Origin of the sequence: Streptomyces sp. NPDC048349 (genome assembly GCF_040651925.1) — a bacterium.
Lineage (GTDB): Bacteria > Actinomycetota > Actinomycetes > Streptomycetales > Streptomycetaceae > Streptomyces.
On sequence record NZ_JBEZLA010000006.1, the window covers coordinates 135,419 to 158,577 of the forward strand.

18 protein-coding genes are annotated in these 23,159 nt (G+C 73.2%); 4 read left to right on the forward strand and 14 right to left on the reverse strand.

What is annotated here, in order from left to right; translation table 11 throughout:
- Positions 1-6: 6 nt before the first annotated feature.
- The 4 genes from AB0D44_RS06110 to AB0D44_RS06125 all read right to left on the reverse strand — a co-directional run bounded on the left by AB0D44_RS06110 (position 7) and on the right by AB0D44_RS06125 (position 6,857).
- A complete protein-coding gene (locus AB0D44_RS06110) occupies positions 7-1,974 on the reverse strand; it encodes an IucA/IucC family siderophore biosynthesis protein (RefSeq protein WP_362585076.1) in 1,968 nt (655 codons plus the stop codon).
- Between the two features lie 95 nt (positions 1,975-2,069).
- The gene (locus AB0D44_RS06115) at positions 2,070-2,768 is read right to left on the reverse strand and encodes a GNAT family N-acetyltransferase (RefSeq protein ID WP_362585079.1); all 699 of its coding nucleotides are present in this window, start codon (positions 2,766-2,768) and stop codon (positions 2,070-2,072) included.
- 30 nt (positions 2,769-2,798) lie between these two features.
- The gene (locus AB0D44_RS06120) at positions 2,799-4,601 is read right to left on the reverse strand and encodes an IucA/IucC family protein (protein WP_362585170.1); all 1,803 of its coding nucleotides are present in this window, start codon (positions 4,599-4,601) and stop codon (positions 2,799-2,801) included.
- Positions 4,602-5,534: 933 nt separating this feature from the next.
- Positions 5,535-6,857: a diaminobutyrate--2-oxoglutarate transaminase family protein gene (locus AB0D44_RS06125; RefSeq protein WP_362585173.1), complete on the reverse strand. Its 1,323-nt coding sequence runs from the start codon at positions 6,855-6,857 to the stop codon at positions 5,535-5,537.
- A 334-nt stretch (positions 6,858-7,191) separates the two neighbouring features.
- Between AB0D44_RS06125 and AB0D44_RS06130 the strand changes: the two genes are divergently transcribed.
- Positions 7,192-8,361, forward strand: coding sequence for a hypothetical protein (locus AB0D44_RS06130; protein WP_362585082.1), 1,170 nt, complete (start codon positions 7,192-7,194; stop codon positions 8,359-8,361).
- A gap of 98 nt (positions 8,362-8,459) precedes the next feature.
- Here the strand turns inward: AB0D44_RS06130 and hflX are convergent, their stop codons facing one another.
- The 6 genes from hflX to miaA form a co-directional block, all read right to left on the reverse strand.
- A complete protein-coding gene (gene hflX / locus AB0D44_RS06135; RefSeq protein WP_362585085.1) occupies positions 8,460-9,965 on the reverse strand; it encodes a GTPase HflX in 1,506 nt (501 codons plus the stop codon).
- 104 nt (positions 9,966-10,069) lie between these two features.
- Entirely contained in the window at positions 10,070-11,509 is a 1,440-nt protein-coding gene (locus tag AB0D44_RS06140) for a M1 family metallopeptidase (protein ID WP_362585088.1), read from the reverse strand.
- Between the two features lie 102 nt (positions 11,510-11,611).
- Positions 11,612-13,762: an HD domain-containing protein gene (locus tag AB0D44_RS06145; RefSeq protein WP_362585091.1), complete on the reverse strand. Its 2,151-nt coding sequence runs from the start codon at positions 13,760-13,762 to the stop codon at positions 11,612-11,614.
- Positions 13,763-13,902: 140 nt separating this feature from the next.
- On the reverse strand, positions 13,903-14,778 hold the full coding sequence (dapF, locus tag AB0D44_RS06150) for a diaminopimelate epimerase (protein ID WP_362585094.1): 876 nt from the start codon (positions 14,776-14,778) through the stop codon (positions 13,903-13,905).
- 34 nt (positions 14,779-14,812) lie between these two features.
- A complete protein-coding gene (locus AB0D44_RS06155) occupies positions 14,813-15,409 on the reverse strand; it encodes a hypothetical protein (protein ID WP_362585176.1) in 597 nt (198 codons plus the stop codon).
- A gap of 132 nt (positions 15,410-15,541) precedes the next feature.
- Positions 15,542-16,480: a tRNA (adenosine(37)-N6)-dimethylallyltransferase MiaA gene (gene miaA, locus AB0D44_RS06160; RefSeq protein ID WP_362585097.1), complete on the reverse strand. Its 939-nt coding sequence runs from the start codon at positions 16,478-16,480 to the stop codon at positions 15,542-15,544.
- 177 nt (positions 16,481-16,657) lie between these two features.
- Here miaA and AB0D44_RS06165 point away from each other — a divergent pair, with 177 nt between their 5' ends.
- Together AB0D44_RS06165 and AB0D44_RS06170 are read left to right on the forward strand one after the other, a co-directional pair.
- Complete coding sequence (locus AB0D44_RS06165) at positions 16,658-16,873, forward strand: gliding motility protein (protein ID WP_362585099.1); 216 nt, start codon at positions 16,658-16,660, stop codon at positions 16,871-16,873.
- Positions 16,874-16,896: 23 nt separating this feature from the next.
- Positions 16,897-17,139, forward strand: coding sequence for an antitoxin (locus AB0D44_RS06170; protein ID WP_362585101.1), 243 nt, complete (start codon positions 16,897-16,899; stop codon positions 17,137-17,139).
- 164 nt (positions 17,140-17,303) lie between these two features.
- Here the strand turns inward: AB0D44_RS06170 and AB0D44_RS06175 are convergent, their stop codons facing one another.
- On the reverse strand, positions 17,304-18,011 hold the full coding sequence (locus tag AB0D44_RS06175; RefSeq protein WP_362585103.1) for a hypothetical protein: 708 nt from the start codon (positions 18,009-18,011) through the stop codon (positions 17,304-17,306).
- 71 nt (positions 18,012-18,082) lie between these two features.
- Positions 18,083-19,600 carry a tRNA (N6-isopentenyl adenosine(37)-C2)-methylthiotransferase MiaB gene (gene miaB / locus AB0D44_RS06180; protein WP_362585106.1) on the reverse strand — a complete coding sequence of 506 codons (1,518 nt, stop codon included), beginning with the start codon at positions 19,598-19,600 and terminating at the stop codon, positions 18,083-18,085.
- Positions 19,601-19,694: 94 nt separating this feature from the next.
- Between miaB and AB0D44_RS06185 the strand changes: the two genes are divergently transcribed.
- The gene (locus tag AB0D44_RS06185; RefSeq protein WP_362585108.1) at positions 19,695-20,690 is read left to right on the forward strand and encodes a TAXI family TRAP transporter solute-binding subunit; all 996 of its coding nucleotides are present in this window, start codon (positions 19,695-19,697) and stop codon (positions 20,688-20,690) included.
- An 82-nt stretch (positions 20,691-20,772) separates the two neighbouring features.
- Here the strand turns inward: AB0D44_RS06185 and AB0D44_RS06190 are convergent, their stop codons facing one another.
- Both AB0D44_RS06190 and AB0D44_RS06195 read right to left on the reverse strand, forming a co-directional pair.
- The gene (locus tag AB0D44_RS06190; RefSeq protein WP_362585179.1) at positions 20,773-21,723 is read right to left on the reverse strand and encodes an ROK family protein; all 951 of its coding nucleotides are present in this window, start codon (positions 21,721-21,723) and stop codon (positions 20,773-20,775) included.
- Positions 21,724-21,811: 88 nt separating this feature from the next.
- The gene (locus AB0D44_RS06195; RefSeq protein ID WP_362585111.1) at positions 21,812-22,876 is read right to left on the reverse strand and encodes a LacI family DNA-binding transcriptional regulator; all 1,065 of its coding nucleotides are present in this window, start codon (positions 22,874-22,876) and stop codon (positions 21,812-21,814) included.
- Positions 22,877-23,159: the final 283 nt, after the last annotated feature.

Sequence of the window (23,159 nt, forward strand, 5' to 3'; positions counted from 1 at the left end):
GAGGGGTCATGGCCGGTACAGGGGGTTGGGGACGGTGCCGTGCTCGACGGCGTGCGGACGGGTGGAGCGGTCGCGGTAGCCGTCCTCGTAGAGCCGGTTCCGGTTCAGGCAGAGCCTTCCGATGCGCTCGCCGAGCAGGTCGAAGAGCTCGTAGCGGTCCTTCAGCTCGGGGAAGCGGGCCTGGTGGCGGAGGATCTCCGCCCGTACGAGGGACCAGAACTCTGCCTCCGGAACACCGAGGCGGTCCTCGCACAGCGCCGAGAGGTAGCGGAAGACGCCGACGAAGAGCCCGGAGTGGATGAACTGGGGCAGGAAGTCGGCGGGCTCGGTGAGCAGGACGGCCCGGACCTCGTCGGGCAGGGAGTCCAGCTCGGGCAGCGGTTCGGCGCTGATGTTGACGTCGTCCACGAAGTCCTTGACCGCGAGCCGGACCGGGACGTCGCGCTCGTCGAAGATCACGATGGCGTTCTCGCCGTGCGGGGAGAAGACGGTGCCGTAGCGGTAGAGGAAGTGGAGGAGCGGAGGCAGCAGGGCGGCGAAGAGGCGCTGCAGCCAGGTGGTGGGGGTCAGCCCGGAGCGGGCGACGAGTTCGGCGGTGAAGGACCGGCCGCGGGGGTCGGTGTGGAGGAGGGAGGCGAGGGTGCGGGCGCGCTCGCCGGGTGCGAGGCGTCCGGTCAAGGGCTCGCGCCAGATCGCGCCGAGGAGCTCCTTGTACTGGTACGGGACCTCGGGAAGCGCCTCGTAGACGGGGTGGCGGACGGTGACGGAGGCGACCTCGCCCAGCAGGATGACCCCGCATTCCTCGCGCAGGAAGGGGTCGGCGTCGCGCAGGGAGTGGATCCACGCGGTGACGGCGGGGGCGGCGAGGGTCAGGTCGCTGGGCAGGCCGCGCCAGACCATGGTGTTGAAGACGGAGAGCGGGAGCTTGACGCTGTGGCGGTCGGGGCGGGTGAGGTTGAGGAACGTACGGATCGACTGCTGGGGCAGCCGCATGTCGGGGTCGGCGGGGAGCGGTACGAGGGCGCCTGAGGCGAGGGCGGGGGCGAAGAGCGGGAGGACGACCTCGTCCCACTGCCAGGGGTGGACCGGCAGGTAGAGGTAGTGGAGCGGGTCGAGGCCGCGGTCGCGCAGGGCCCGGTCGAAGCCGGAGCGGGTGGCCGGGTCCAGCTCGGCGGCGTAGAGCCGGGCGGGCTCCTCCAGACCGGCGGTCCCGCGGTAGGTCGCCAGCGAGGTGTGGGCGGCGAGCCAGGGCAGCCGCTGGCGGGTACGGGCCTCCGGCGCCCAGGCGGCGGTGTCGGAGGAGGAGAGGCCGACGCGGCCCTTGTTGAGGACGAGCCAGGGATGACCGGTCTGGTGGCCCTCGAGGAGGGCGTAGTCGAGGTCGGCGAGGACGTCGGCGGTGAGCGCGGTGTGGTCGATCCTGGCGTCGGCGGCGAGGGTGGCGCTGAGCTCTCGGACCAGGTGGCCGAGGGTGGCTCCGTCGAGGCCGAGGAGCGTGCGGGAGCGCATGAGGAAGGCGTACGGATCCCCGAAGGCGGCCGACGGCTGCGCGGAGGCGCCCGGGGGGTGCGCGGATGGTGCCGACGAGGGGGCGGGAGGGGCCGGTGTGGAGGGTGCGGGCGGTGTGGAGGGTGCGGGCGGTGTGGAGGGCGGGGGCGGTGTGGAGGGTGTGGGCGGTGTGAGGGTGATCGTGTCGGGGTTGACGTGCCAGCTGTCGTACGAGCGGCGGCGGGCCCGGAAGCCTAGGACGCTGCCGTCGTCCAGGGTCAGGCTCCACGCGTCACCCGCGGCAGCCGGGGCGGGAACGGGGCTGATGATCTCCTCGTACGCGAACTCGGCGAGCATCTTGGCGAGCAGGCGGCGGGCGGCGGGGTCCCAGGTCGCGGGGGTGAGTTCGGGCGGCGTGCACGGGTCTTGGGGCGACGGAGGCAGCGGGGTTTCTGCGGAGTCGGGGGCTGCGGGGAAATTCGGCACGGGACTCCTCGGAGATCGGGAACTTTGCTGCGTGACGCAGAGTTTTCGAAGGGAGAGGTGCGAAGCGGCGACGAAGGTCGGGCGCGGGGCGGCACTCAGAGGAGATTGCGCAGCGCCCGCTCCCGGATCATCAGGGCGGCGCGCTTCTCGGGAAGGTCGATTTCGGCGTAACAACGGAAACCAGAGCTCAGGAAGGCCGACACGGAGGGGGTGTTGCGGATGTCCGGTTCCCCGATGACGCGTGTGCAGCGAGGGCGGTTGTCAAGGACCAGGCCGGCGACGGCGCGCAGCAGGGTGGTGCCCAGACCGCGGCCGCGGTTCGTGCCGTCTCCGATGAGCAGGTGGATACCCGTGTCGTGGGGGCGCGCCGGGTAGTGACGGGAGAGCGGGTCGAGGTCGGCCCGGTAGATCTCCCAGTAGCTCATCGGTGTGCCCTGGAGGAGGCCAAGGCAAGGGATGCTTCGGCCGTCACCGTCGAGTTGGGCGCGCAGGTGGGCTGCGGTGACCTCGGCGGGGCCGGCGAGCTCCCAGTAGGCGGCCACTTCGGGGTCGTTCATCCAGCCGGTGAGGAGCTCAAGGTCACGCCCCGGTCGTACGGGTTCGAGGCGGAAGGCTCCGGCAGGAGTGTCGGTGCTGCCCCAGGTGGCCGGGGAGTCGAGCAGGTCCGCTTCGGCGAGCAGGGGCAACAGCCCTGGGGGGAGTCGTAGTTCGACCGTGTCGTCATGGGCGCGGACCGTGCCGGTGGCGTGCGTGGTCGAGCCGGCGGACCCGGCGGGGGCGTCTGTGGTGGGCATCGGGTTCTTCCCCGCGTCGGTTCCGACGCGTCAATCGTGGAGGGGGTTGGTGATGGTGACGTAGACGGATTGGGTGTCGACGGGGCCGACGAGTTCGTCGAGGCCGCCCAGGCGGGTGAGCAGGTTCGCCTTGCAGCGCAGGGTGGGCGAGTCGAGCAGCTTCGCAGGGAGCGGGCCGAGGCCGGCGGCCTTGCCGAGGAAGCGGCGGAAAGCGGCGAGGAGTACGCGTTCGTCGGCGAGCCGCTGGGATCCGAAGGCCCCGATCAGGCCGAGGACGTTGTTGATGCCCAGGTAGTAGGCGAAGCGTTCGTCGGTGACGGCGTCGGAGACGAAGGTGTCGCTGCGGCTGCCGATTCCGGGGAGCCGGTGCTCCAGTTCCGCGCGATGGGACTCGCGGAAGTAGTAGCCCTGGTTGTCGCGGTAGCGGCCGCCGACCGGCCAGCCGGCCGGGTCGAGGAGGACCAGGGTGTTCTGCTGGTGCGATTCGAGGGCGATGCCGGCGAGCGCGTCGAAGGCGAGGACCGGCAGGACGACGTGGTCGAGGTAGCGCAGGAACCACTCGGCGGCGACGGCGGAGGTCGTGTGCCCGGTGGCGGTGGCGAGACCGGAGACGATCTCGGCGAGCCGGGAGCTCATGGTGGTCCGGCCGGGCCATGGACGGGATGCGGTGAGAGCGGCGATGCAGACGGCGTCGTCGCCCGAGCGGAAGGGGTTGTGGCGCAGCAGGGCGTCGAGTCCTGGGACGGGGGTGCCGTCCGGGGAGTCGACGGCGACCCAGGCGGGGTCGCGGACGATGTCGAAGCCTGGGTGGGCCGCCTGCCACTGCTCGGCGAGGCCGGTGCGGAGCAGCCGGTGCACTTCGACTCCGCGGTGGAGCTCCTTTCGGAGGTTCTCGCGGCGGGAGTTGGTGATGCGCAGGCCCAGGGAGAGCTTGAGCATCGCGGGTGCACCGGGTCGGTGGACGGTGCGTACGGAGGAGGTGGGATACCAGGGGGCGCCGTGGGGTCCCAGGTCGTGCAGGAGTCCGGCGTCGCGCAGGGCGGTGACGGCGGGGCGCTGGAGCAGGTCGCGGGCCTGCCAGGGGTGGAGGGGAAGGGGGGTGGCGCCGTCGGGCAGTGCGAGTCCGGGGGCGAGTCGGCTCAGGAGCTGGGCGGCGGACACGGGGCGGCCGCGCTCGGTCCAGGCGGATTCGGTGGCGAGGGCGGAGGGGGCGACCGCGAACCAGTGCAGGGGGAAGGAGCCGTGGAGTTCGGGTGAGTAGCGGCGTACTTCGGTCTCGGAGAGTCCTTCGCGGCTCTTCGGGTCCGGCTGGAGGGGGTGACCGAGGAGGAGGGACTGTTCGGCGGTGAGGAAGCGGTCCACGCCGATGACGGCGGGGGCGGCCGGGCGTTCGCGACGGTCGGCGATGAACTCGGCGGTGCGGCGGACCGAATCGGCTACGCGGCCGACGAGGTCGGCGCTGCTGCGGATCGCGCCGAAGCCCTCGGGCGGGACCGGGCCCGGGCCCGGGATCGCGCCTTCGCGGGCGATGAGGGCGGCGACGGTGACGGCGTCCAGGGCGCGGGCGGTGGCGGGAGCGCCGGCCAGCCGGGCGGGGCCGAAGCGGTGCCAGCCCGTGGCGGACCAGTACCGGACGGGGACGACCAGGGCCGTGCCGGATGCGGGGAGCGGGATCCGCAGGGGGGTTCCGGCGGGGCCGTCGGGCCGGCGGATGGCGGCTTCGCGGATCCAGCACCGGAGCAGGTTCTCGACCGCCGCCGCCTCGGCGGCGACGGCCGCGTCCGGGTGGTCCAGGAGGTCGGGCCGCGCGGTCGGCACCGCTCCGGCCGGCACCGCCCAGCCGGGCCGGGGTCTGGGCGTGCCGTCCTTCTGGCGCGGCACGGTGGCCGCTGCCCCGGTGCCGGCCCCGGGGGGCTCCTGTCGCGGGGCTCCGCCGTCGGCGGCCGGACCGCCCGGCTGCGGGTGTTCCGGCGGAACGGCCGGCGCCGCCTGCACGGGAGGCAGGGGTCGGGGCGCGGGGTCGGCCGCCGCGTGCCCCTCCCCCGAACCCTGGGCTGGGGCCTGCCCCTGCGCCGGAGCAACCGGGCCCGGGGGCTGGGCCACCTGCGACGGGGCCTGGGGGTGGGGCTGGGCCTGACCCTGCACGGGGGCCGGAGCCGGGGTCTGGGGCTGGGCCGGAGCCGGGGGCTGGCCTTGCGCCGGAGCCGGGGGTTGGCCCTGCGCCGGAGCCTGGGTCTGCCCGAGGGCGGGGGCCAGGCCTGGGGACGGAGCTTGGCCTTGCCCGCACACGGGAGCCGTGGCCGACGCCCGGGCCTGCCCTTGCGCCGGGGCCGGCCCATGCAGCGGAGCCAGGCCCGGGGGCTGGCTCTGCGCCGGAGCTGGGGCCGACGCCTGGGCCGGGGCCGACGCCTGGGCCGGAGCTGAGGCCTGCCCTTGCGCCGGGGCCGGCCCGTGCACCGGAGCCAGGCCCGGGGGCTGGCTCTGCGCCGGAGCTGGGGCCGACGCCTGGGCCGGAGCCGACGCCGACGGCGGGGCTGGGGCCGGAGCCAGGCCCGGGGGCTGGCTCTGGGGCGGAGTCGGGGGCTGGGGGGAGGGGTGGGTCGGGGCTGGGCTTGGGGACGGAGCCGGGGTCTGGGAGGGGTTCTGCGTCGGCGCCGGGCTGTGGGTCTGGGGGGAGGGCTGGGCCTGGGGTGGGGTGGGAGGCGCCTGGGGCGGGGGCGGGGTGGACTGGTGCGGATCGGGCATCGCGGGTCCTCGGGGTGCGGGTCAGTGGGTCCGCCGGGCGGCGGCCGGGATGGCGTCGGCCAGGCGGTCGAGGACCGCCGCGGCCTGCTCGTCGGTCAGGGTCAGTGGGGGGAGCAGGCGGACGACGGTGTTGTGGCGGCCGCCGAGTTCGACGATCAGACCCCGGTCCAGGCATTCCTGACGGACGGCGGCAGCGAGGGACGGTGCGGCGGTCCCGGTGTCGGGGTTGACGAGTTCGATGCCGATCATCAGGCCGCGGCCGCGTACGTCCCCGATGCACGGGTGGGCCGCGGCCAGGCCGCGCAGGGACGTGAGCATCCGCTCGCCCAGGGCGGCCGCCCGTTCGGCGAGCCGGTTCTCGCGGACGAAGGCGAGCGTGGCGGTTCCGGCGGCCATGGCGAGCTGGTTGCCGCGGAAGGTGCCCGCGTGGGCGCCGGGGGTCCACACGTCCAGGCCCGCCCGGTACACGATCACCGCGAGCGGCAGGCTGCCCCCGATCGCCTTGGACAGGACCATCACGTCCGGCACCACACCGGCGTGGTCGACCCCCCAGAACGCGCCGGTCCGGCCGACCCCCGTCTGCACCTCGTCCGCGATCAGCGGGATCCCCCGGGCCGCGGTGATCTCCCGCATCCGGCGCAGCCAGGCGTCCGGGGCGGGGATGACCCCGCCCTCGCCCTGCACGGGTTCGAGGATCATCCCGGCCGGGGCGGGCACGCCGCCCTTGGGGTCGTCCAGCAGGTTCTCCGTCCAGCGGGCGCCGAGTTCGGCTCCCTCGGCGCCGCCGACCCCGAACGGGCAGTGGTGGTCCTGCGGGTACGGCAGCCGGGTCACCCGTACGTCCTGGGCTCCGCCCGAGGCGTCCAGGGCTCCGGCGGTCATCCCGTGGTAGGCCCCGGTGAAGGCGAGCAGTCCGGAGCGGCCGGTCGCGGTGCGGACCAGTTTGAGGGCGGCCTCCACGGCGTCCGTGCCGGCCGGTCCGCAGAACTGGACGCGGGCGTCAGCGGCCAGTTCCGGCGGAAGGTTGGCGAACAGCTCGGTGGTGAAGGCGTCCTTGACCGGAGTCGCGAGGTCCAGCACGTGCAGCGGAGCCCCGGAGTCCAGGACTCCGCGCACGGCCTCGAGGACGACCGGGTGGTTGTGCCCGAGGGCGAGGGTCCCGGCCCCGGAAAGGCAGTCGAGGTAGCGGCGCCCGTCGGCGCCCTCGATCGTCAGTCCGCGGGCCCGCACGGGGACGATGGGCAGCGAGCGCGCGTACGTCCGGGCGGCGGACTCCCGCTGCGCCTGCCTGCGCAGGATGCCGTCCGCCAGGACGGCGCCGCCGGCGCTGCCGGCAACCGCCAACCGGCTGCCCTGCGGCGGTACATGGGGCGGCGCCTGCAGCGGCGTCGTCGTCTGTGCAGCGGCCGCGGCCGCTGCCGGCTCGGTCAAAGCCACGAGTGTCGGTCCTCCCGCACGGAGTGCTCTTCCGGATTGCGCCTCGAACACGAGCGCTGCCCGCCCATCCCCCGTACGTACCAACGACGGTGACGGCGACGGATCACGGGTGGGTCCAAGATCCTTGCCCGCCGGGCCGGGCGAGCGGGGAACCGCCGCCCCGGGCTGTGCCGTCCCCAACCTCGGCGGCATAGTGGGGTGCTGCACTCCACGCCTCGAATCCACCTGGGGGACGAACGACATGCGACCGAACCGACCGGTCACCGCGATCCTGTGCGCGGCTGCGCTCGCGCTGACCGCCGCCGCCTGCGGGCCCGGCGACGGGGAGGCCGGCGGCGACGCCAAGCCGACCGTGGCGGCGAGCCTTCCGGGCACGGACGGGATCAAGCTCCCGGACCAGCTCAAGGACAAGCTCAAGGAGCACGGCATCGACCTGGAGAAGTGGAAGGGGGGTGCGTGGAAGAACTGGAAGAAGGAGGACTGGCTCCGCGAGGCGGGCGACTACATCAACCCGATCATCGAGGACCTCTGGGACCCGGACCGCATGCGTGACGCGGAGCAGCCGAAGCAGCCGTCCGTGGACCCCGACGCGGGCAAGGACCAGGGCGTCACGGACCCGACCCCGGCACCGGTGGCGGCCAAGGCGGCGAACGCCCCCTACCACCAGAGCGTTCCCGAGGCCGGCAAGGTCTTCTTCGACGGGCCCGAGGGCTCGATGGTCTGCTCGGCGACCGTGGTCAAGGACCCGGCCCACCCCGGCAAGTCCAACCTGGTGTGGACGGCGGGCCACTGCGTGCACGCGGGCAAGTCCGGCGGCTGGTACCGCAACATCGCCTTCGTTCCGTCGTACAACAACGCGGGCAAGCCCGCCGCGCAGCTCAAGGGCGCGCCCCGGGAGCAGGTGGCCCCGTACGGCGTGTGGTGGAGCGACTGGGCGCAGACCTCCGACCAGTGGATCGCGACCGGCGGTCCGACCGGCGGTGCGGGTGCCCCCTACGACTTCGCGGTGCTGCACGTGACCCCCGAGAAGGGCAGCGGCAAGTCCCTGGAGGAGACGATCGGTTCGGCGCTGCCGGTGGAGTTCGCCGCTCCCGCGGTGCCGAAGGTCGCGAACATCACGGCCACGGGCTACCCGGCGGCGGCCCCGTTCGACGGGCAGAAGGCCTACCAGTGCACGGACAAGCCGGGCCGGCTGTCGCTGACCGCGAGCGACCCGGTGATGTACCGCATCGGCTGCACCATGACGGGCGGCTCCTCCGGCGGCGGCTGGGTCGCGGCGGGGGCGGACGGCAAGCCGGCGCTGGTGTCGAACACCTCGATCGGCCCGGCCAAGGCGGGCTGGCTGGCGGGACCCCGGCTGGGGCCGGAGGCGAAGGGCATCTTCGACGCCGTGAGCGGCAAGTTCAAGTAGGGCCCACGGCACGTGCGATGACCGTGGCCACGTGAAAGGACCGGGCCCCCTGCGATGCAGGGGGCCCGGTCCTTGTCTACGCGTGTGCGCGCGTCACGTCACCGCTTGGCGAGCGCGTACGGAGCCAGGTCCGCCGCCAGCTCCTGGTGGACGCGCACCTTGAGCAGGGTGCCTTCCGGGGTGTGCTCCTCGGAGAGGACCTCGCCCTCGGCGTGCGCCTTGGCGACCAGCGATCCGCGGGTGTACGGCACCAGGGCCTCCACCTCGACCTCGGGCCGCGGCAGCTCGGAGTCGATGAGCGCGAGGAGTTCCTCGATGCCCATGCCCGTGCGCGCCGAGACGGCGATGGAGTGCCGCTCGATGCGCAGCAGGCGCTGGAGCACGAGCGGGTCCGCCGCGTCCGCCTTGTTGATCACCACGATCTCGGGCACGTTGACCGCGCCGACCTCGCGGATGACCTCGCGGACGGCCGCCAGCTGCTCCTCCGGCGCCGGGTGCGAGCCGTCCACGATGTGCAGGATGAGGTCGGAGTCGCCGACCTCCTCCATCGTGGAGCGGAACGCCTCGACGAGGTGGTGGGGCAGGTGCCGGACGAAGCCGACGGTGTCGGCCAGGGTGTAGATCCGGCCGCTGGGCGTTTCGGCCCGGCGCACGGTCGGGTCGAGGGTGGCGAACAGTGCGTTCTCCACCAGCACGCCCGCGCCGGTGAGGCGGTTGAGCAGCGAGGACTTGCCGGCGTTGGTGTATCCGGCGATGGCGACCGAGGGGACCTTGTTGCGGCGCCGTTCCTGCCGCTTGATGTCGCGGCCGGTCTTCATCTCCGCGATCTCCCGGCGCATCTTCGCCATCTTCTCGCGGATCCGTCGCCGGTCCGTCTCGATCTTGGTCTCACCGGGGCCTCGGGTGGCCATGCCGCCACCGCCGCCGCCACCCATCTGCCGGGACAGCGAGGCACCCCAGCCGCGCAGGCGCGGAAGCATGTACTGCATCTGCGCGAGTGCGACCTGTGCCTTGCCCTCTCGGGACTTGGCGTGCTGGGCGAAGATGTCCAGGATGAGGGCGGTCCGGTCGACCACCTTCACCTTGACGACGTCCTCGAGGGCGATGAGCTGGCCGGGGCTGAGTTCGCCGTCGCAGACGACGGTGTCGGCGCCGCTCTCCATGACGATGTCGCGCAGCTCCCGCGCCTTGCCCGAGCCGATGAAGGTGGCCGGGTCCGGCTTGTCGCGGCGCTGGATCACACCGTCGAGTACGAGGGCACCTGCCGTCTCGGCGAGGGCGGCGAGCTCCGCGAGGGAGTTCTCCGCGTCGGTCACCGTGCCGGAGGTCCAGACACCGACGAGGACGACCCGCTCCAGACGGAGCTGGCGGTACTCGACCTCGGTGACGTCTTCGAGCTCGGTGGAGAGGCCGGCCACGCGGCGCAGGGCCGCGCGCTCGGAGCGTTCGAACTGCTCGCCGTCGCGGTCTCCGTCGATCTCGTGGCTCCAGGCGACGTCCTCTTCCATCAGGGCATCGGCCCGAAGGCTCTCGGTGAAGCTCTGCGACTCGCGCACGTCCTGTGCGTCCCGCGCGTCCTGGGAAGGGGAAGAAGAGGAGGTCATTGGATCCTTACGTCGATTCGGATATCTGTCACGTCCAACGTGTCACACCGCCGGGGGATTCCCCGAACGGCCCTGTCGATGGTGACATGCCCGTTCCCCGCGGGTCACACGCTTTTCCCGCTCCACTCGGGGTGCCCGGGCATCGCCGGGGTGGTCTTCCCGTACAGCCACGGCTCCAGGAAGGCCGTCAGGTCCCGTCCCGCCTCCTGCGAGGCCAGGCGCACGAAGTCCTCGGTGCCCGCGACCCCGTCCCTGTGCTCGGCCACCCAGCGGCGTTCCAGGCGGTCGAAGGCCCGGATGCCGATCTCCTGGCGCAGGGCGTAGAGGATCAGCGCGGCGCCGTCGTAGACCGCGGGCCGGAACAGGCCGATCTTCTCGCCCGGCGCGGCGGCCTTGGGCGCGGCCGGGGGGCCGCCGGCGGCCCGCCACTGGTCGGAGCGCTGGTACGCCTCGCGCATGCGCCGCTCCAGGGAGTACGTGCCGAGGCCGTCCGCGTAGAGGGCCTCGTACCAGGTGGCGTGTCCCTCGTTGAGCCACAGGTCGGACCAGGTGCGAGGGGCGACGCTGTCGCCGAACCACTGGTGGGCGAGCTCGTGGACCATCACGGACTCCACGTACCACTCGGGGTAGCCCTCGCCCGAGAACAGGCCGTGCTCGAAGAGCGAGAGGGTCTGCGTCTCCAGCTCGAAGCCGGTGGTGGCCCGGGCGATCAGCACGCCGTAGTTCTCGAACGGGTAGCGGCCGACGCGCTCCTCCATCCACGCGATGTGGCCCGCGGTCTTCCTCAGCCAGGGGTCCAGCTTGTCGCGGTCCGCGGCGGGCACCACGTCGCGCAGCGGCAGTCCGTGGGGTCCGGTGCCGTGGACGACCGCGGAGCGTCCGACCGAGACCTGGGCCAGTTCCGTGGCCATGGGGTGGCGGGTCCGGTAGGTCCACGTCTTGACGGGACCGTTCTGCAGGGCCGCTGCCACCGGCACTCCGTTGGTGACCACCGTGAGCGCTTCGGGGGCCGTGACCCGGAAGGTGAAGAACGCCTTGTCGGCGGGGTGGTCGTTGCAGGGGAAGACGCGGTGGGCGGCGTCCGCCTGGTTGGCCATGGCCAGGCCGTCCTGCGTGGGCACCCAGCCCCCGTCGGCGCGCCCGCGCGGGTCGCTGGTGTGCCGGACGGTGATGTGCAGCGGCAGGTGGGCGGTGACCGGGCGGGCGGGCGTCAGGACGAGGTCCTCCCCCACGCTCTCGAACCGGGCCGGCTCACCGTTGACCTCGGCGGACGCCACTCTTCCGTGGGCGAAGTCCAGGTTGATCCGCTCGAGCGGCTGCAGGGCGCGGGCGTCGATGACGGTGACGGCGTCGAGGGGGGTGCGATTGTCCTTGTACGTGAAGGACAGGTCGTACGAGAGCACGTCGTACCCGGGGTTTCCGAGCTCCGGGAACAGCCGGTCGCCGATGCCCAGCGGCTTCGGCGGGGGCAGGACGGCGGCGACGAGCGTGAGGGAGGCCGCGGCGAGCAGGGCGGCGCGCAGGCGCGGGGAGGTGAGCTGCATCCACCACCGCATACCAGCGTCCGCCACACGGCCGCGGACGGCGCGCGACGGGTCCACCCGAACGGGACCTTCCGGCGGGCCTGCCAGCGGTCCGCCCCTGCGCTAGGCCCGGCTGACGTCGTACACGCCGGGTACGTTCCGCATCGCCCGCATCAGGGCGGGCAGTCCGGTCGCGTCGGGCAGCTGGAGGGTGTAGGTGTGCCGGACCCGCTGTTCGACGGGGGGTTCGACGGTCGCGGAGACCACCTCGACCCCTTCGCGGGCGATGGCCTCGGTCAGGTCGGCCAGCAGATGGGGGCGGCCGAACGATTCGGCGAGCAGGGTGACCCGGCAGTCCGCCGTGGCCCGCCAGTGCACGGCGACGGAGGTGCGCCCCACGGCCCGCATCTGGGCGACCGCGGCGCAGTGGACGCGGTGCACGGTGACGGCCCCGCCCCGGACGACGAACCCGGCGACCGCGTCGGGTGGCACCGGGGTGCAGCAGCCGGCGAGCCGTACGGGGGCGTTCGGCAGGTCCGCGACCGCGTTGGCCCCGCCGCCGCGCGCCCCGACCACGGAGAGCGGTGCCCGGGCGGCCGTGGTGGTCGCGCTCGCGCGGTCGGGATGGGCTTCGAGCCAGCTGCTGATGGCGATCCGGGCGGCCGGGGTCTTCGCGTGGTCCAGCCACTCGGCAGCCGGTCCCGAGGTGGCGTCCTGCGCGAGCAGCAGCTGCACGGTGTCCCCGTCGGACAGCGCGGAGGACAGGGAGGTGAGGCGCCCGTTGACGCGGGCGCCGATACAGCCGTGGGCCGCCTCGCCGTGCTGCGCGTAGGCGGCGTCGATACAGCTGGCCCCGGCTGGCAGGCCCAGCGTCCCGCCGTCGGCCCGGAAGACGGTGATCTCCCGGTCCTGGGCCAGCTCGGCGCGCAGGACGCTCCAGAAGGTGTCGGGGTCGGGCGCGGACTGCTGCCAGTCCAACAGCCGCGACAGCCAGCCGGGCCGCGTCGGGTCCACCCGCTCCTCGTACGGGTCCGCCGTCGCGTCCGGAGCGCCGGTCCGGGCGTCGGCGGGGGCCGACGCAGCCCCTGCCGAGCCGGCGGACGCGGTGGACGCTGCGGACGCGGTGGCGTACGGATTGCCGAGCGCGACCACGCCCGCCTCCGCCACGCGGTGCATCTGCCGGGTCCGCACGATGACCTCGGCCACGTGGCCCCCGGGGGTGGCGACGGCGGTGTGCAGCGACTGGTAGAGGTTGAACTTGGGAGTGGCGATGAAGTCCTTGAACTCCGAGACGACCGGTGTGAAACAGGTGTGCAGTTCCCCGAGCACCGCGTAGCAGTCGGCGTTCTCGCCGACGAGGACTAGGATCCGGCCGAAGTCGGAGCCGCGCAGCTCGCCGCGTTTGAGGGCGATCCGGTGCACGGAGACGAAGTGCCGCGGCCGGACCTGCACTTCGGCGCTGATGCCCGCCTCGCGCAGGACGGTCCGTACGGAGTCGGCGATGGCGGGCAGCGGGTCGCGTTCCCCCGCGTGGGCCGCGATGAGCGCGCGGGTGCGCTCGTACTCCTCGGGGTGCAGGATCGCGAAGACGAGGTCTTCCAGCTCGGTCTTGAGGGCCTGGACGCCGAGCCGTTCGGCGAGCGGGATGAGGACGTCGCGGGTGACCTTGGCGATGCGGGCCTGTTTTTCGGGGCGCATCACGCCGAGGGTGCGCATGTTGTGCAGCCGGTCGGCGAGCTTGATGGACATCACGCGGACGTCGTTGCCGGTGGCGACGAGCATCTTGCGGAAGGTCTCGGGTTCGGCGGCGGCGCCGTAGTCGATCTTCTCCACCTTGGTGACGCCGTCGACGATGAAGCGGACCTCGTCGCCGAACTCCTCGCCGACCTGATCGAGGGTCACGTCGGTGTCCTCGACGGTGTCGTGGAGGAGAGAGGCCGTCAACGTGGTGGTCTCGGCACCGAGTTCGGCCAGGATCAGGGTGACGGCGAGCGGGTGTGTGATGTACGGCTCACCGCTCTTGCGCATCTGCCCGCGGTGGGAGGTCTCCGCGAGCAGGTACGCACGGCGCAGAACGGACAGATCGGCGTCCGGATGGTGGGCGCGGTGGGCCTCGGCGACGTGGCCGATGGCGTCCGGGAGCCGGTCGCGGGACGTCGGCCCGAGCAGGGCCGCGCGCCCGAGTCGACGCAGATCGAGCCTGGTCCGGCCGCGTCTACGGAGCTCAGCGGGCGCTTCGGGGTGTGCTTCGGGGTTCGTGGCCTCTGCACTCATGGGCACCTCCGGCGGCTTCGACCGGCGGTGGTGGGCATGGGGTGAGCCCTCAGGGCCGGTGCCTGATGTTACCGACCCCACCACGTGGCGCAGTCCACCTCTCGCTCAGCGTGAAATGGATCACCCATTAGAGGGAAGCTTCAGGCGAAAGCCGTTTCGGTGAGCCAGGCCGCCTCGAACTCGCCCGCGGCCACGATCACGGCCGGTCCGGTCATGTCGATCCGCCCGTCGGGGTGCTCGGTGATGACCAGGGTCCCGCCGGGGAGGTCCACGGTGTAGGTGGCGGGCTCGCCGGTGGCGGCCGGGTCGGCGCCGTCGCGGCGGATGGTGGCCACGGCGACGGCGCAGGCGCCGGTGCCGCAGGAGCGGGTCTCGCCGGAGCCGCGCTCGTGGACGCGCATGGCGACGTGGCGGGGGCCGCGGTCGACGACGAACTCGACATTGACGCCGGTCGGGTAGGCGGATGCGGGGCTGAACGGCGGGGCGGTGTACAGGGTCCCGGCGTCCTCGAGGCTGTCGACGAAGGCCACGGCGTGCGGGTTGCCCATGTTCACGTTGCGCGCGGGCCAGCTGCGCTCGCCGACGGAGACGGTGACCTCGCCCTCGGGGAGGGTCGCCCGGCCCATCGCCACGGTGACGTCGCCGCTCTTGTCGAGGTGGACGTGCTTGACGCCGCCCCGGGTGGCGACCGCGAGGTCACCGGGCTCGACCAGGCCGGCGTGCTCCAGGTAGCGGGCGAAGACGCGGACGCCGTTGCCGCACATCTCGGCGATGGAACCGTCGCTGTTGCGGTAGTCCATGAACCACTCCGCCTCATCGGCCAGGTGCGCGGCGTCCGGGTGGGCGGCGGACCGGACCACGTGCAGGACGCCGTCGCCGCCGATCCCGGCCCGCCGGTCGCACAGCTTCGCGACGGCGGACGCGGACAGCTCGATGGCGTTGTCCGGGTCCGGAATGATCACGAAGTCGTTCTCGGTGCCGTGGCCCTTGAGGAAGGAGAGGCTGTTCTGCGTCACCCGCTCATGGTACCGAGCCGCTGGTCGCGGGCACTCAGCGGAGCCGGGCCACCCGGTACACGGCCAGGGCCACGAGGGCCAGCGCGGCCACGGCGTACAGCGCGGCCACGCGCCAGTCGGGGCGGCGGCCGCTGCCCCGGGCCGGGAGCCCGGGCCAGGTGTAGCCGACGCGGCGCGCGGCCATCATGCCCCAGCCGCCGGCGCAGCAGCTGATGAGGAATCCGAGCATGGCGACCACGGCTCCGCCGTCGCCGAACTCGAAGGCGAGCGGGAAGGCGAACATCAGCGAACCGGCGGCGGCGAGCATCACGATGGGGGCGATCTGCCACAGGCGCAGGCGGCGCTGCGGACGCAGTTCGACCTCGAACTCGGGCCCGCCCGCCTCGAGCTCCGCGTCCGGCGCGTCCGGGCCGTCGGGTGTCAGGCGCGCGGGCTCGGCGGGCAGGCCGAGCCCGGGGGCTTCCGGTCCGGCGGCGTTCCCGCTGCCGGTTCCGGTTCCGGTTCCGGTTTCCGCTCCGGCTCCGCTTCGGGTTCCGCTTTCGCCCGCGCTTGCGTCCAACCGGTCGAGAAGCTTCGGGTCCGCTTCCCGCCGGGTGTTGCCCTGCCCGGTGTCACGAGGGCCGGCCTCCATCGCCACGCGCCCTCCCCACTCGGACTCAGTACGCCGCCATGCACTGCCGGTGACCGCACCGCCAGGAGTTTGATGATGGCACGCTCCCGACCCCCCGACGGGCGCCCGGGGCGTCCCGATGCCATCACGTGATCAGGCTGTAACCGCTCGTTCGACCAACGTCTGGGCGATCCCGGGGAGTTCCCCCCGGTCGGCGGCAGCGCCACTGAGCCAGTGCACCCGCGGATCGCGGCGGAACCAGGAATCCTGCCGCCGGGCGAACCGCTTGGTGGCGCGGACGGTCTCGGCCCTGGCCTCGTCCTCGGTGCACTCCCCGGCGAGCGCGGCGAGCACCTGCTGGTAGCCCAGCGCCCTGGAGGCGGTGATTCCGTCGCGCAGTCCCCGGGCTTCGAGGGCGCGGACCTCCTCCACCAGCCCGTCCTCCCACATCCGGTCCACGCGCAGCGCGATCCGCTCGTCGAGCTCGGGCCGGCCCACGTCGACGCCGATCTGCACGGTGTCGTAGACGGACTCGTGGCCGGGCAGGTTGGCGGTGAAGGGGCGCCCGGTGATCTCGATGACCTCCAGCGCGCGGACGATCCTGCGGCCGTTGCTCGGCAGGATCGCGCGGGCGGCGGCGGGGTCGGACGCGGCGAGGCGGGCGTGCAGGGCGCCGGGGCCGCGCAGGGTGAGCTCCTCTTCCAGCCGGGCACGGACCTCGGGGTCGGTGCCGGGGAACTCCATGGCGTCCAGGGCGCCGCGCACGTACAGGCCGGATCCGCCGACGAGGACGGGCGTACGGCCCTGCGCGAGCAGCTTGTCGATCTCGATGCGGGCCAGGCGCTGGTACTCGGCGACGTTGGCGGTCTCGGTGACGTCCCAGATGTCGAGGAGGTGGTGCGGGACCCCGCCCCGTTCCGCGGTCGTCAGTTTGGCGGTGCCGATGTCCATCCCCCGGTACAGCTGCATGGAGTCGGCGTTGACGACTTCGCCGTCGAAATGGCGGGCCAGGGCGACGCCCAGATCGGACTTTCCGGCCGCGGTGGGTCCGACGACGGCGATGACCCGCGGGGCGGGGGCTGCTTTCCTCACCGCCCCAGTCTCGCAAACCCTGAGGCGTGTACCCGATCGGGTGAGGTGACGGGCCGGGAACGGGGTCGTTGCCCTGGCGAGGTTCCGGCCGACGTGCGCCCGGCGGCGCGCGATCGGCGGAGGCCGGTCCGGCCAAGGCGGAACTTCACTCACACGAGTAACGTTATGGGAGTAGACATGGGCGTTTTTGATCGGTTTTTTCGTCGTAAGGACGAGGTTGCGGCCGAGGAGGTCGCGGTCGAGGCCGTGACGACGGAGTCCGGTACGGCCGACGAGGCAGAGGCCGAGCCTGCTGGTGCGGAGGCTCCCGCGGCGGAAGCCGTGGAGATCCCGAAGCAGCAGTCGGCCGAGGTGGCCGTGGACAGCGAAGCCGGCGAGGGCGCCCGTACGTAGCGACCGCCAATGGAAGGTGACCCATGGGCCTGCTGGACACTCTGAAGGCCAAGCTCGCTCCGGCGAAGGACAAGGTCGGCGACCTCGCCCAGAAGAACGAGGGCAAGATCACCGAGGGTCTGGACAAGGTGGCCAAGGCCGTGGACTCCAAGACCCACGGCAAGTACAGCGACCGGATCACGAGCGGGACGGGCAAGGCGAAGGACGCGCTGGGCAAGATCGCGCACAAGGACGCCGGCGGGCCGCCGCCGCCCCCAGCTTCCTGACGCGGTACCGGAAAGGGGCGCGGGACCGGCTGGAGCCGGTTCCGCGCCCCTCCGCTGTTCCGTGCCCCTGCGTCGTTCCGTTTACCCCTGAGTCGTTCCGTGTCCCGTGTCCCTGAGGGGTCCTGCGCACGCAGCTCCGTCGTCAGCGCACGCAGCGGCGGTTCCTAGGACCAGGCGGCGACGAAGTACCCGACCCCGTACGGCGCGTCCTCGTACAACAGGCGCCCCTCCAGCCCGGCGCCTTCGGCAGCGCCCGCCAGGACCTGCCAGGGGGCCCGTCCTGCGGCCAGCAGCTCGGCCGCGAGCCCCGCATCGAGGGCGGCGAGCGCGGCGGTGTCGGCGGCGCCCAGCGCCCGCGCGGCGGCGGCGTCGAAGCCGGCCGCGCGCTCGTCGAGGTAGCCGGGGGCCTTCAGGGTCCGGCAGGCGCTGCCGTCACCCATCACGAGCAGCGCGACGCGGGCGTCCCGCGCGGCCAGCTCCCGGCCTGCCTCCAGGCACCGCCCGCTCTCCAGCGGCTCCGCGACCGCGAGCCCCTCCACGGGGGCGGCGCCCCAGCGCGCGTGCCGCAGCAGCCAGGCACCGACGGCGAGCGAAAGGGGCAGCGGGCGCGGACCCTCCTCACCCTCCCCGAGCCGTACGTCGGTCTCGACCCCGAACCCGCGGAAGGTGCCGCGGGCCCCCTGCGGGTAGGGCCCGCTGCGGTCCGGGTCGGCGGCCCCGACCACGACGAGCAGGTCGGGCCGGGAGGCGGCGAGCACCGCGAGCGCGTCGGAGCAGGCGGTGCGGGCGTCGCCGAGTTCGGCGGCGGCGCCCGAGGCGACCTCCGGCACGAGCAGCGGCGGCGAGGGACAGACGGCGGCGGCTACGAGCATGATCCGCAGCCTAGTGCTCTGGCCGGCAAACCTTCCCGGTCGGGGCACCGGCCGCCGCCCGCGGCGGATCGTCAGTCGATCGCGCAGCCCGAGGTGGCGGCGGGCAGCGGGGCCGGGACGCCCAGGGTCGGGATGCCGAGCATGACCCCGGCGGGCTGGGCCGGAGCGGCGTTCCGCTTCTCCCAGGCGTCGCCGGCGCGGGTGCGGCGCACGGTCAGGGTCGGGCCCTCGGCCAGCAGGTGGTGCGGGGCGGCGTAGGTGATGTCCACGGTGACCACGTCGCCCGGCCTGACCTCCGCGTCCGGCTTCGTGAAGTGGACCAGGCGGTTGTCGGGGGCGCGGCCCGACAGGCGGTGGGTGGCGCCGTCCTTGCGGCCCTCGCCCTCCGCGACCATGACCTCCAGCGTGCGGCCGACCTGCTTCTTGTTCTCCTCCCAGGAGATCTCCTCCTGGAGGGCGACCAGGCGCATGTAGCGGTCCTGCACGACCTCCTTGGGGATCTGCCCGTCCATGTCGGCGGCGGGGGTGCCGGGCCGCTTGGAGTACTGGAAGGTGAAGGCGCTCGCGAAACGGGCCTCGCGCACCACGTGCATCGTCTGCTGGAAGTCCTCCTCCGTCTCGCCGGGGAAGCCCACGATGATGTCGGTGGAGATCGCGGCGTGCGGGATCACGGCGCGGACCTTCTCGATGATGCCGAGGAAACGCTCCTGCCGGTACGACCGGCGCATCGCCTTGAGGATCGGGTCCGAGCCGGACTGCAGCGGCATGTGCAGCTGCGGCATCACGTTCGGGGTCTCGGCCATGGCCGCGATCACGTCGTCGGTGAAGTCGCGCGGGTGCGGGGAGGTGAAGCGGACCCGTTCCAGGCCCTCGATCTGCCCGCAGGCGCGCAGCAGCTTGCTGAAGGCCTCACGGTCGCCCAGGTCGGAGCCGTACGCGTTGACGTTCTGGCCGAGCAGGGTGATCTCGCTGACGCCCTCGGCGACCAGGGCCTCCACCTCGGCGAGGATGTCGCCGGGACGACGGTCCTCCTCCTTGCCGCGCAGCGCCGGGACGATGCAGAAGGTGCAGGTGTTGTTGCAGCCGACGGAGATCGAGACCCAGGCGGCGTACGCGGACTCGCGGCGGGTCGGCAGCGTGGAGGGGAACGCCTCCAGCGACTCGGCGATCTCGATCTGCGCCTCTTCCTGGATGCGGGCGCGCTCCAGCAGCACGGGCAGCTTGCCGATGTTGTGCGTACCGAAGACGACGTCGACCCAGGGGGCCTTCTTGACGATCGTGTCGCGGTCCTTCTGGGCGAGGCAGCCGCCGACGGCGATCTGCATGCCGGGCCGCTTCGTCTTCATCGGGGCGAGCCGGCCGAGGTTGCCGTAGAGCTTGTTGTCGGCGTTCTCGCGGACCGCGCAGGTGTTGAAGACCACGACGTCGGCATCACCGTCGGAGCCCTCGGGCGCGCGGACGTAGCCGGCGTCCTCCAGCAGACCGGAGAGCCGCTCGGAGTCGTGCACGTTCATCTGGCACCCGTAGGTGCGCACCTCGTATGTTCCCTTGACGTCCACTGCCGTGCTCCGGTCGCTGCTGCTGGTCATGGAACAAGGGTAGGCGGTACCCGGAGGCCCTCCGGCCGCCCCGGGCGGCGGCCGTACCGTGACAGGACGGCGGACGGGGTGGCAGGATCGCGCCATGCCTCACGTACCGCCCCGGATCAGCAGGCGCCACGCCCTGCGGGCCCTGGTGGCCGTACTCGCCCTGCTCGGCGTCCTGCTCTGGTGGCTGAAGCCCTTCGGGGAACCCGAGCTCAAGGGCAGGCTGACCTTCAGCACGGGTGTCAAGACCGGGGTCTACCACCTGTACGGAGAGCTGCTGGAGCAGCAGCTGCGACAGGACATGCCCGGGGTGAAGGTCCGGCTGGAGACCAGCGAAGGCTCGCAGCAGAACCTGCAGCGGGTGGCCGCCGGTCAGGCGGACTTCACGGTGGCGACGGCGGACGCGGTGGCCAAGTACCGGCAGGACGGGAAGCCCGGCGCGGCCTACCTGCGCGGCTGCGCCCGGCTGTACGACGACTACGTGCAGTTGGTGGTGCCGGCCGGCTCCCCGGTGCAGTCGGCCCGTGACCTGCGGGGCAAGCGGGTGGCGATCGGCCAGCCGGGATCCGGGGTGCGGCTCATCTCGGAGCGGCTGCTGACGGCGGCCAAGCTGGACCCGGTGCGGGACGTCACCCCGGTGTCCATCGGCATCGACACCATGCCGGCCGAGCTGGAGGCCGGGCGGATCGACGCCTTCTTCTGGTCGGGCGGGCTGCCGACGAACGCGGTGCGCGAGCTGTCGGAGCGGTTCGACATCAGGCTGGTGCAGCTCGGCGACCTGGTGGAGCAGCTGCAGGGAAGCGGCAGCCCGGCGCGCTACTACCGGGCGGCGGTGATGCCGCAGGACGCGTACGCGCGGGCGCGCAACACCAGCGCGGTGGCGACTCTGGCCGTGCCGAACCTGCTGGTGACCACGGAGGGCACGGACCCCGAGCTGACCGAGCGGTTCACGCGGACGGTGATCCTCAGCCGCGACCGCATCGGGCGCGAGGTGCACGCGGCGCAGCTGGTGGACCTGCGGACGGCGATCTATACCGATCCCCTGGACCTGCACGAGGGCGCGCGGCGCTACTACCGCTCGGTCAAGCCGTAGCGGTCGGCGGACACGCGGTGGCGGTCGGCGGACACGCCGCGGCGGCCGTCACGCCGTGGGGACCGTCACGCCGTGGGGGCCGTCACGTCGTGGGGGCCTGGGGCAGCAGCATGGTCGCCGCGGCGGCCGCGCCGATCAGGCCCGCATGCGTGCCGAGGCTCGCCGGCACCACCTCCAGCTTCCGTACGAAGGACAGCGTGGCGTAGTCGGCGAGATGGCTGCGGATCGGCGCGAAGAGGGTCTCCCCGGAAGCGGCGACGCCCCCGCCGATGACCGCGATGTCCGTCTCGACGAGGGTCGCGGTGGCGGCGATGGCCGCCGCCAGGGCCCGGCCCGCACGGTCGAAGGCGGCCAGCGCGACCGGGTCTCCGGCCTCGGCGGCCGCGGCCATGCCCGCCGCCGTGGCGTCGCCCCCGGGCTCCGGCGGGGTCCAGCCCTGGGCGCGGGCCCAGTCGGCGATGGCGGTGCCGGAGGCGATCGACTCGACGCAGCCGCGGCTGCCGCAGACGCAGGGTTCGCCGTCAAAGGCCACGCTGATGTGGCCGATGTGACCCGCGTTGCCGGTGGGGCCGGGGTGGAGCTGGTTGTTCAGGATGAGGCCGCCGCCGACGCCCGTGGACACCACCATGCACAGGGCGTTGGCGTGGCCCCGGGCAGCTCCCAGCCAGTGTTCCGCGGCCGTCATGGCCACGCCGTCGCCGGCCAGCACGGCCGGAACGGCCGCTCCGCGCGCCGCGAGCTCGGCCGTGACCCGGGCCTGGACCGGGAACTCCCGCCACGCTGCGATGTTGACCGGGCTGACCGTCCCCCGGGAGGAGTCCACCGGGCCCGCGCTGCCGATGCCGCAGCGGACCGCCGAGGGCCACAGGGGGGAGCCGGACAGGTCGGTGATGACCTCGGTGACCGCCGCCATGACGGCTTCCGCATCGCCGCCGCGCGGGGTCGGCCGACGGGTCGTGGCCGTCATCCCGCCGTCGGGGTGCACCAGCGCCCCGGCGATCTTCGTCCCTCCGATGTCGATCGCCACCGTCAGGCCTGCGGCCGGGGTGCCGCCTCGCGGGGTGGGGAAGGGGGCGGCGGTGGGAGAGGTCACGGTGGCGGCTCCAGGAAGGGGTCAGGATTCAGTATGCGCCGCCCGGGGGCGCCGTACTCTCCCGCGGCTCGAGCCGCGGCCGCTCGCTCGTGCGCACCCCGGGCGGCCGTCCCGCCAGGACGGCGAGGAGTTCCCCGGCAGCGAGCCGGCCGAAGCCTGCCGTGTCCCGGACGAGGGCGGTGAGCCGGGGGTGGGTGACCCGGCACAGGGCGGAGTCGTCCCAGGCCACCAGGGAGAGACGGCCGGGCACGGGAATGCCGAGCTCGGCGGCGACCGCGATCCCCGCGACCGCCATCACATCGTTGTCGTAGACCAGCGCGGTGGGGGGCTCCGGCTCGGCGAGGACCCTGCGGGTGGCCGCCGCCCCCTCGGCATCGGAGTAGTCGGTGACCACCGAGCGCACCCGGTCGGGGCCCAGCCCGCGCAGTGCAGCCCCGGTGCGCAGCGCCTCGATCCGGCGGGCCGTGTGGGCGAGATCGGGGAGTCCCGCGACGTGGACGATCCGGCGGTGGCCCAGGCCGTGGAGGTGGTCGAGGATCCGGGTCATCGCCCCGGCGTCGTCGGCCCGGACCGAGGAGACGGCGGCCGTGGCCGCGGAAGGCGAGGGGGAGGCGGAGGGGGAGGGGTCCCCCTCGCCCACCATGACCGCGGGCAGGCCCAGCCGGCCGAGCAGCTCCGGGCGCGGGTCGTGCGCACGCGGGTCGACGACGAGCACGCCGTCGACGCGCCGCTCGGCCCACCAGCGGCGGTAGAGGGCGCACTCGGCGTCGATGTCCTCGACGACCTGGAACAGCAGGGCGGTCCGGGCGGCGGAGAGGACCTCCTGGATGCCGGAGACGAGCTGGAGGAAGAAGGACTCGACGCCGAGCGTGTGCGCGGGCCGCGCGAGGACCAGCCCGACGGCTCCGGAACGTTCGCCGGACAGGGCTCGGGCGGCGCTGTTGGGCTGCCAGCCGAGCTCCTCGGCGAGGCGGCGGATGCGGGCACGGGTCTCCTGGGACACGCCCGGCCGGTCGTTGAGCGCGAAGGAGACGGCGCTCTGCGACACCCCGGCCCGACGGGCGATGTCCTTCATGGTGGGTCTGCGGGCCATGCCTGCCTCGTCCCTCTGTGACGCGTGATGCGCTCGGCGGCCGGGGAGTTCGTCCGTCGGTGGCAACTCCGTTGCCGGGCGGCCACATAACGACTCTCCATTTCCCCGGAGTTTCCTGTCAGGGGCGCAGCTAAAGCGCATTAGTACGTACAGCTTCGGATGGCCTGAACCCCCGAGTCAACCGGGCTTCAGCGCATAAGCAGTAGCCTCCGAGGCCCTGTTGACTTTCCCCCTCCATACCGGCAGGTTGTGGCCCGCCCCGTGAATTCCTCAGGACTCCAGG

What these genes read in the sequence shown, in the direction of transcription:
- AB0D44_RS06170 (WP_362585101.1), top strand. Translation starts at nt 16,897, where the DNA reads ATGGGCCTGCTGGACACTCTGAAGGCCAAGCTCGCTCCGGCGAAGGAC.
- hflX (WP_362585085.1), bottom strand. Translation starts at nt 9,965, where the DNA reads ATGACCTCCTCTTCTTCCCCTTCCCAGGACGCGCGGGACGCACAGGAC.
- AB0D44_RS06195 (WP_362585111.1), bottom strand. Translation starts at nt 22,876, where the DNA reads ATGGCCCGCAGACCCACCATGAAGGACATCGCCCGTCGGGCCGGGGTG.
- AB0D44_RS06115 (WP_362585079.1), bottom strand. Translation starts at nt 2,768, where the DNA reads ATGCCCACCACAGACGCCCCCGCCGGGTCCGCCGGCTCGACCACGCAC.
- AB0D44_RS06185 (WP_362585108.1), top strand. Translation starts at nt 19,695, where the DNA reads ATGCCTCACGTACCGCCCCGGATCAGCAGGCGCCACGCCCTGCGGGCC.
- AB0D44_RS06155 (WP_362585176.1), bottom strand. Translation starts at nt 15,409, where the DNA reads ATGGAGGCCGGCCCTCGTGACACCGGGCAGGGCAACACCCGGCGGGAA.
- AB0D44_RS06140 (WP_362585088.1), bottom strand. Translation starts at nt 11,509, where the DNA reads ATGCAGCTCACCTCCCCGCGCCTGCGCGCCGCCCTGCTCGCCGCGGCC.
- miaB (WP_362585106.1), bottom strand. Translation starts at nt 19,600, where the DNA reads ATGACCAGCAGCAGCGACCGGAGCACGGCAGTGGACGTCAAGGGAACA.
- AB0D44_RS06165 (WP_362585099.1), top strand. Translation starts at nt 16,658, where the DNA reads ATGGGCGTTTTTGATCGGTTTTTTCGTCGTAAGGACGAGGTTGCGGCC.
- AB0D44_RS06130 (WP_362585082.1), top strand. Translation starts at nt 7,192, where the DNA reads ATGCGACCGAACCGACCGGTCACCGCGATCCTGTGCGCGGCTGCGCTC.
- AB0D44_RS06145 (WP_362585091.1), bottom strand. Translation starts at nt 13,762, where the DNA reads ATGAGTGCAGAGGCCACGAACCCCGAAGCACACCCCGAAGCGCCCGCT.
- AB0D44_RS06175 (WP_362585103.1), bottom strand. Translation starts at nt 18,011, where the DNA reads ATGCTCGTAGCCGCCGCCGTCTGTCCCTCGCCGCCGCTGCTCGTGCCG.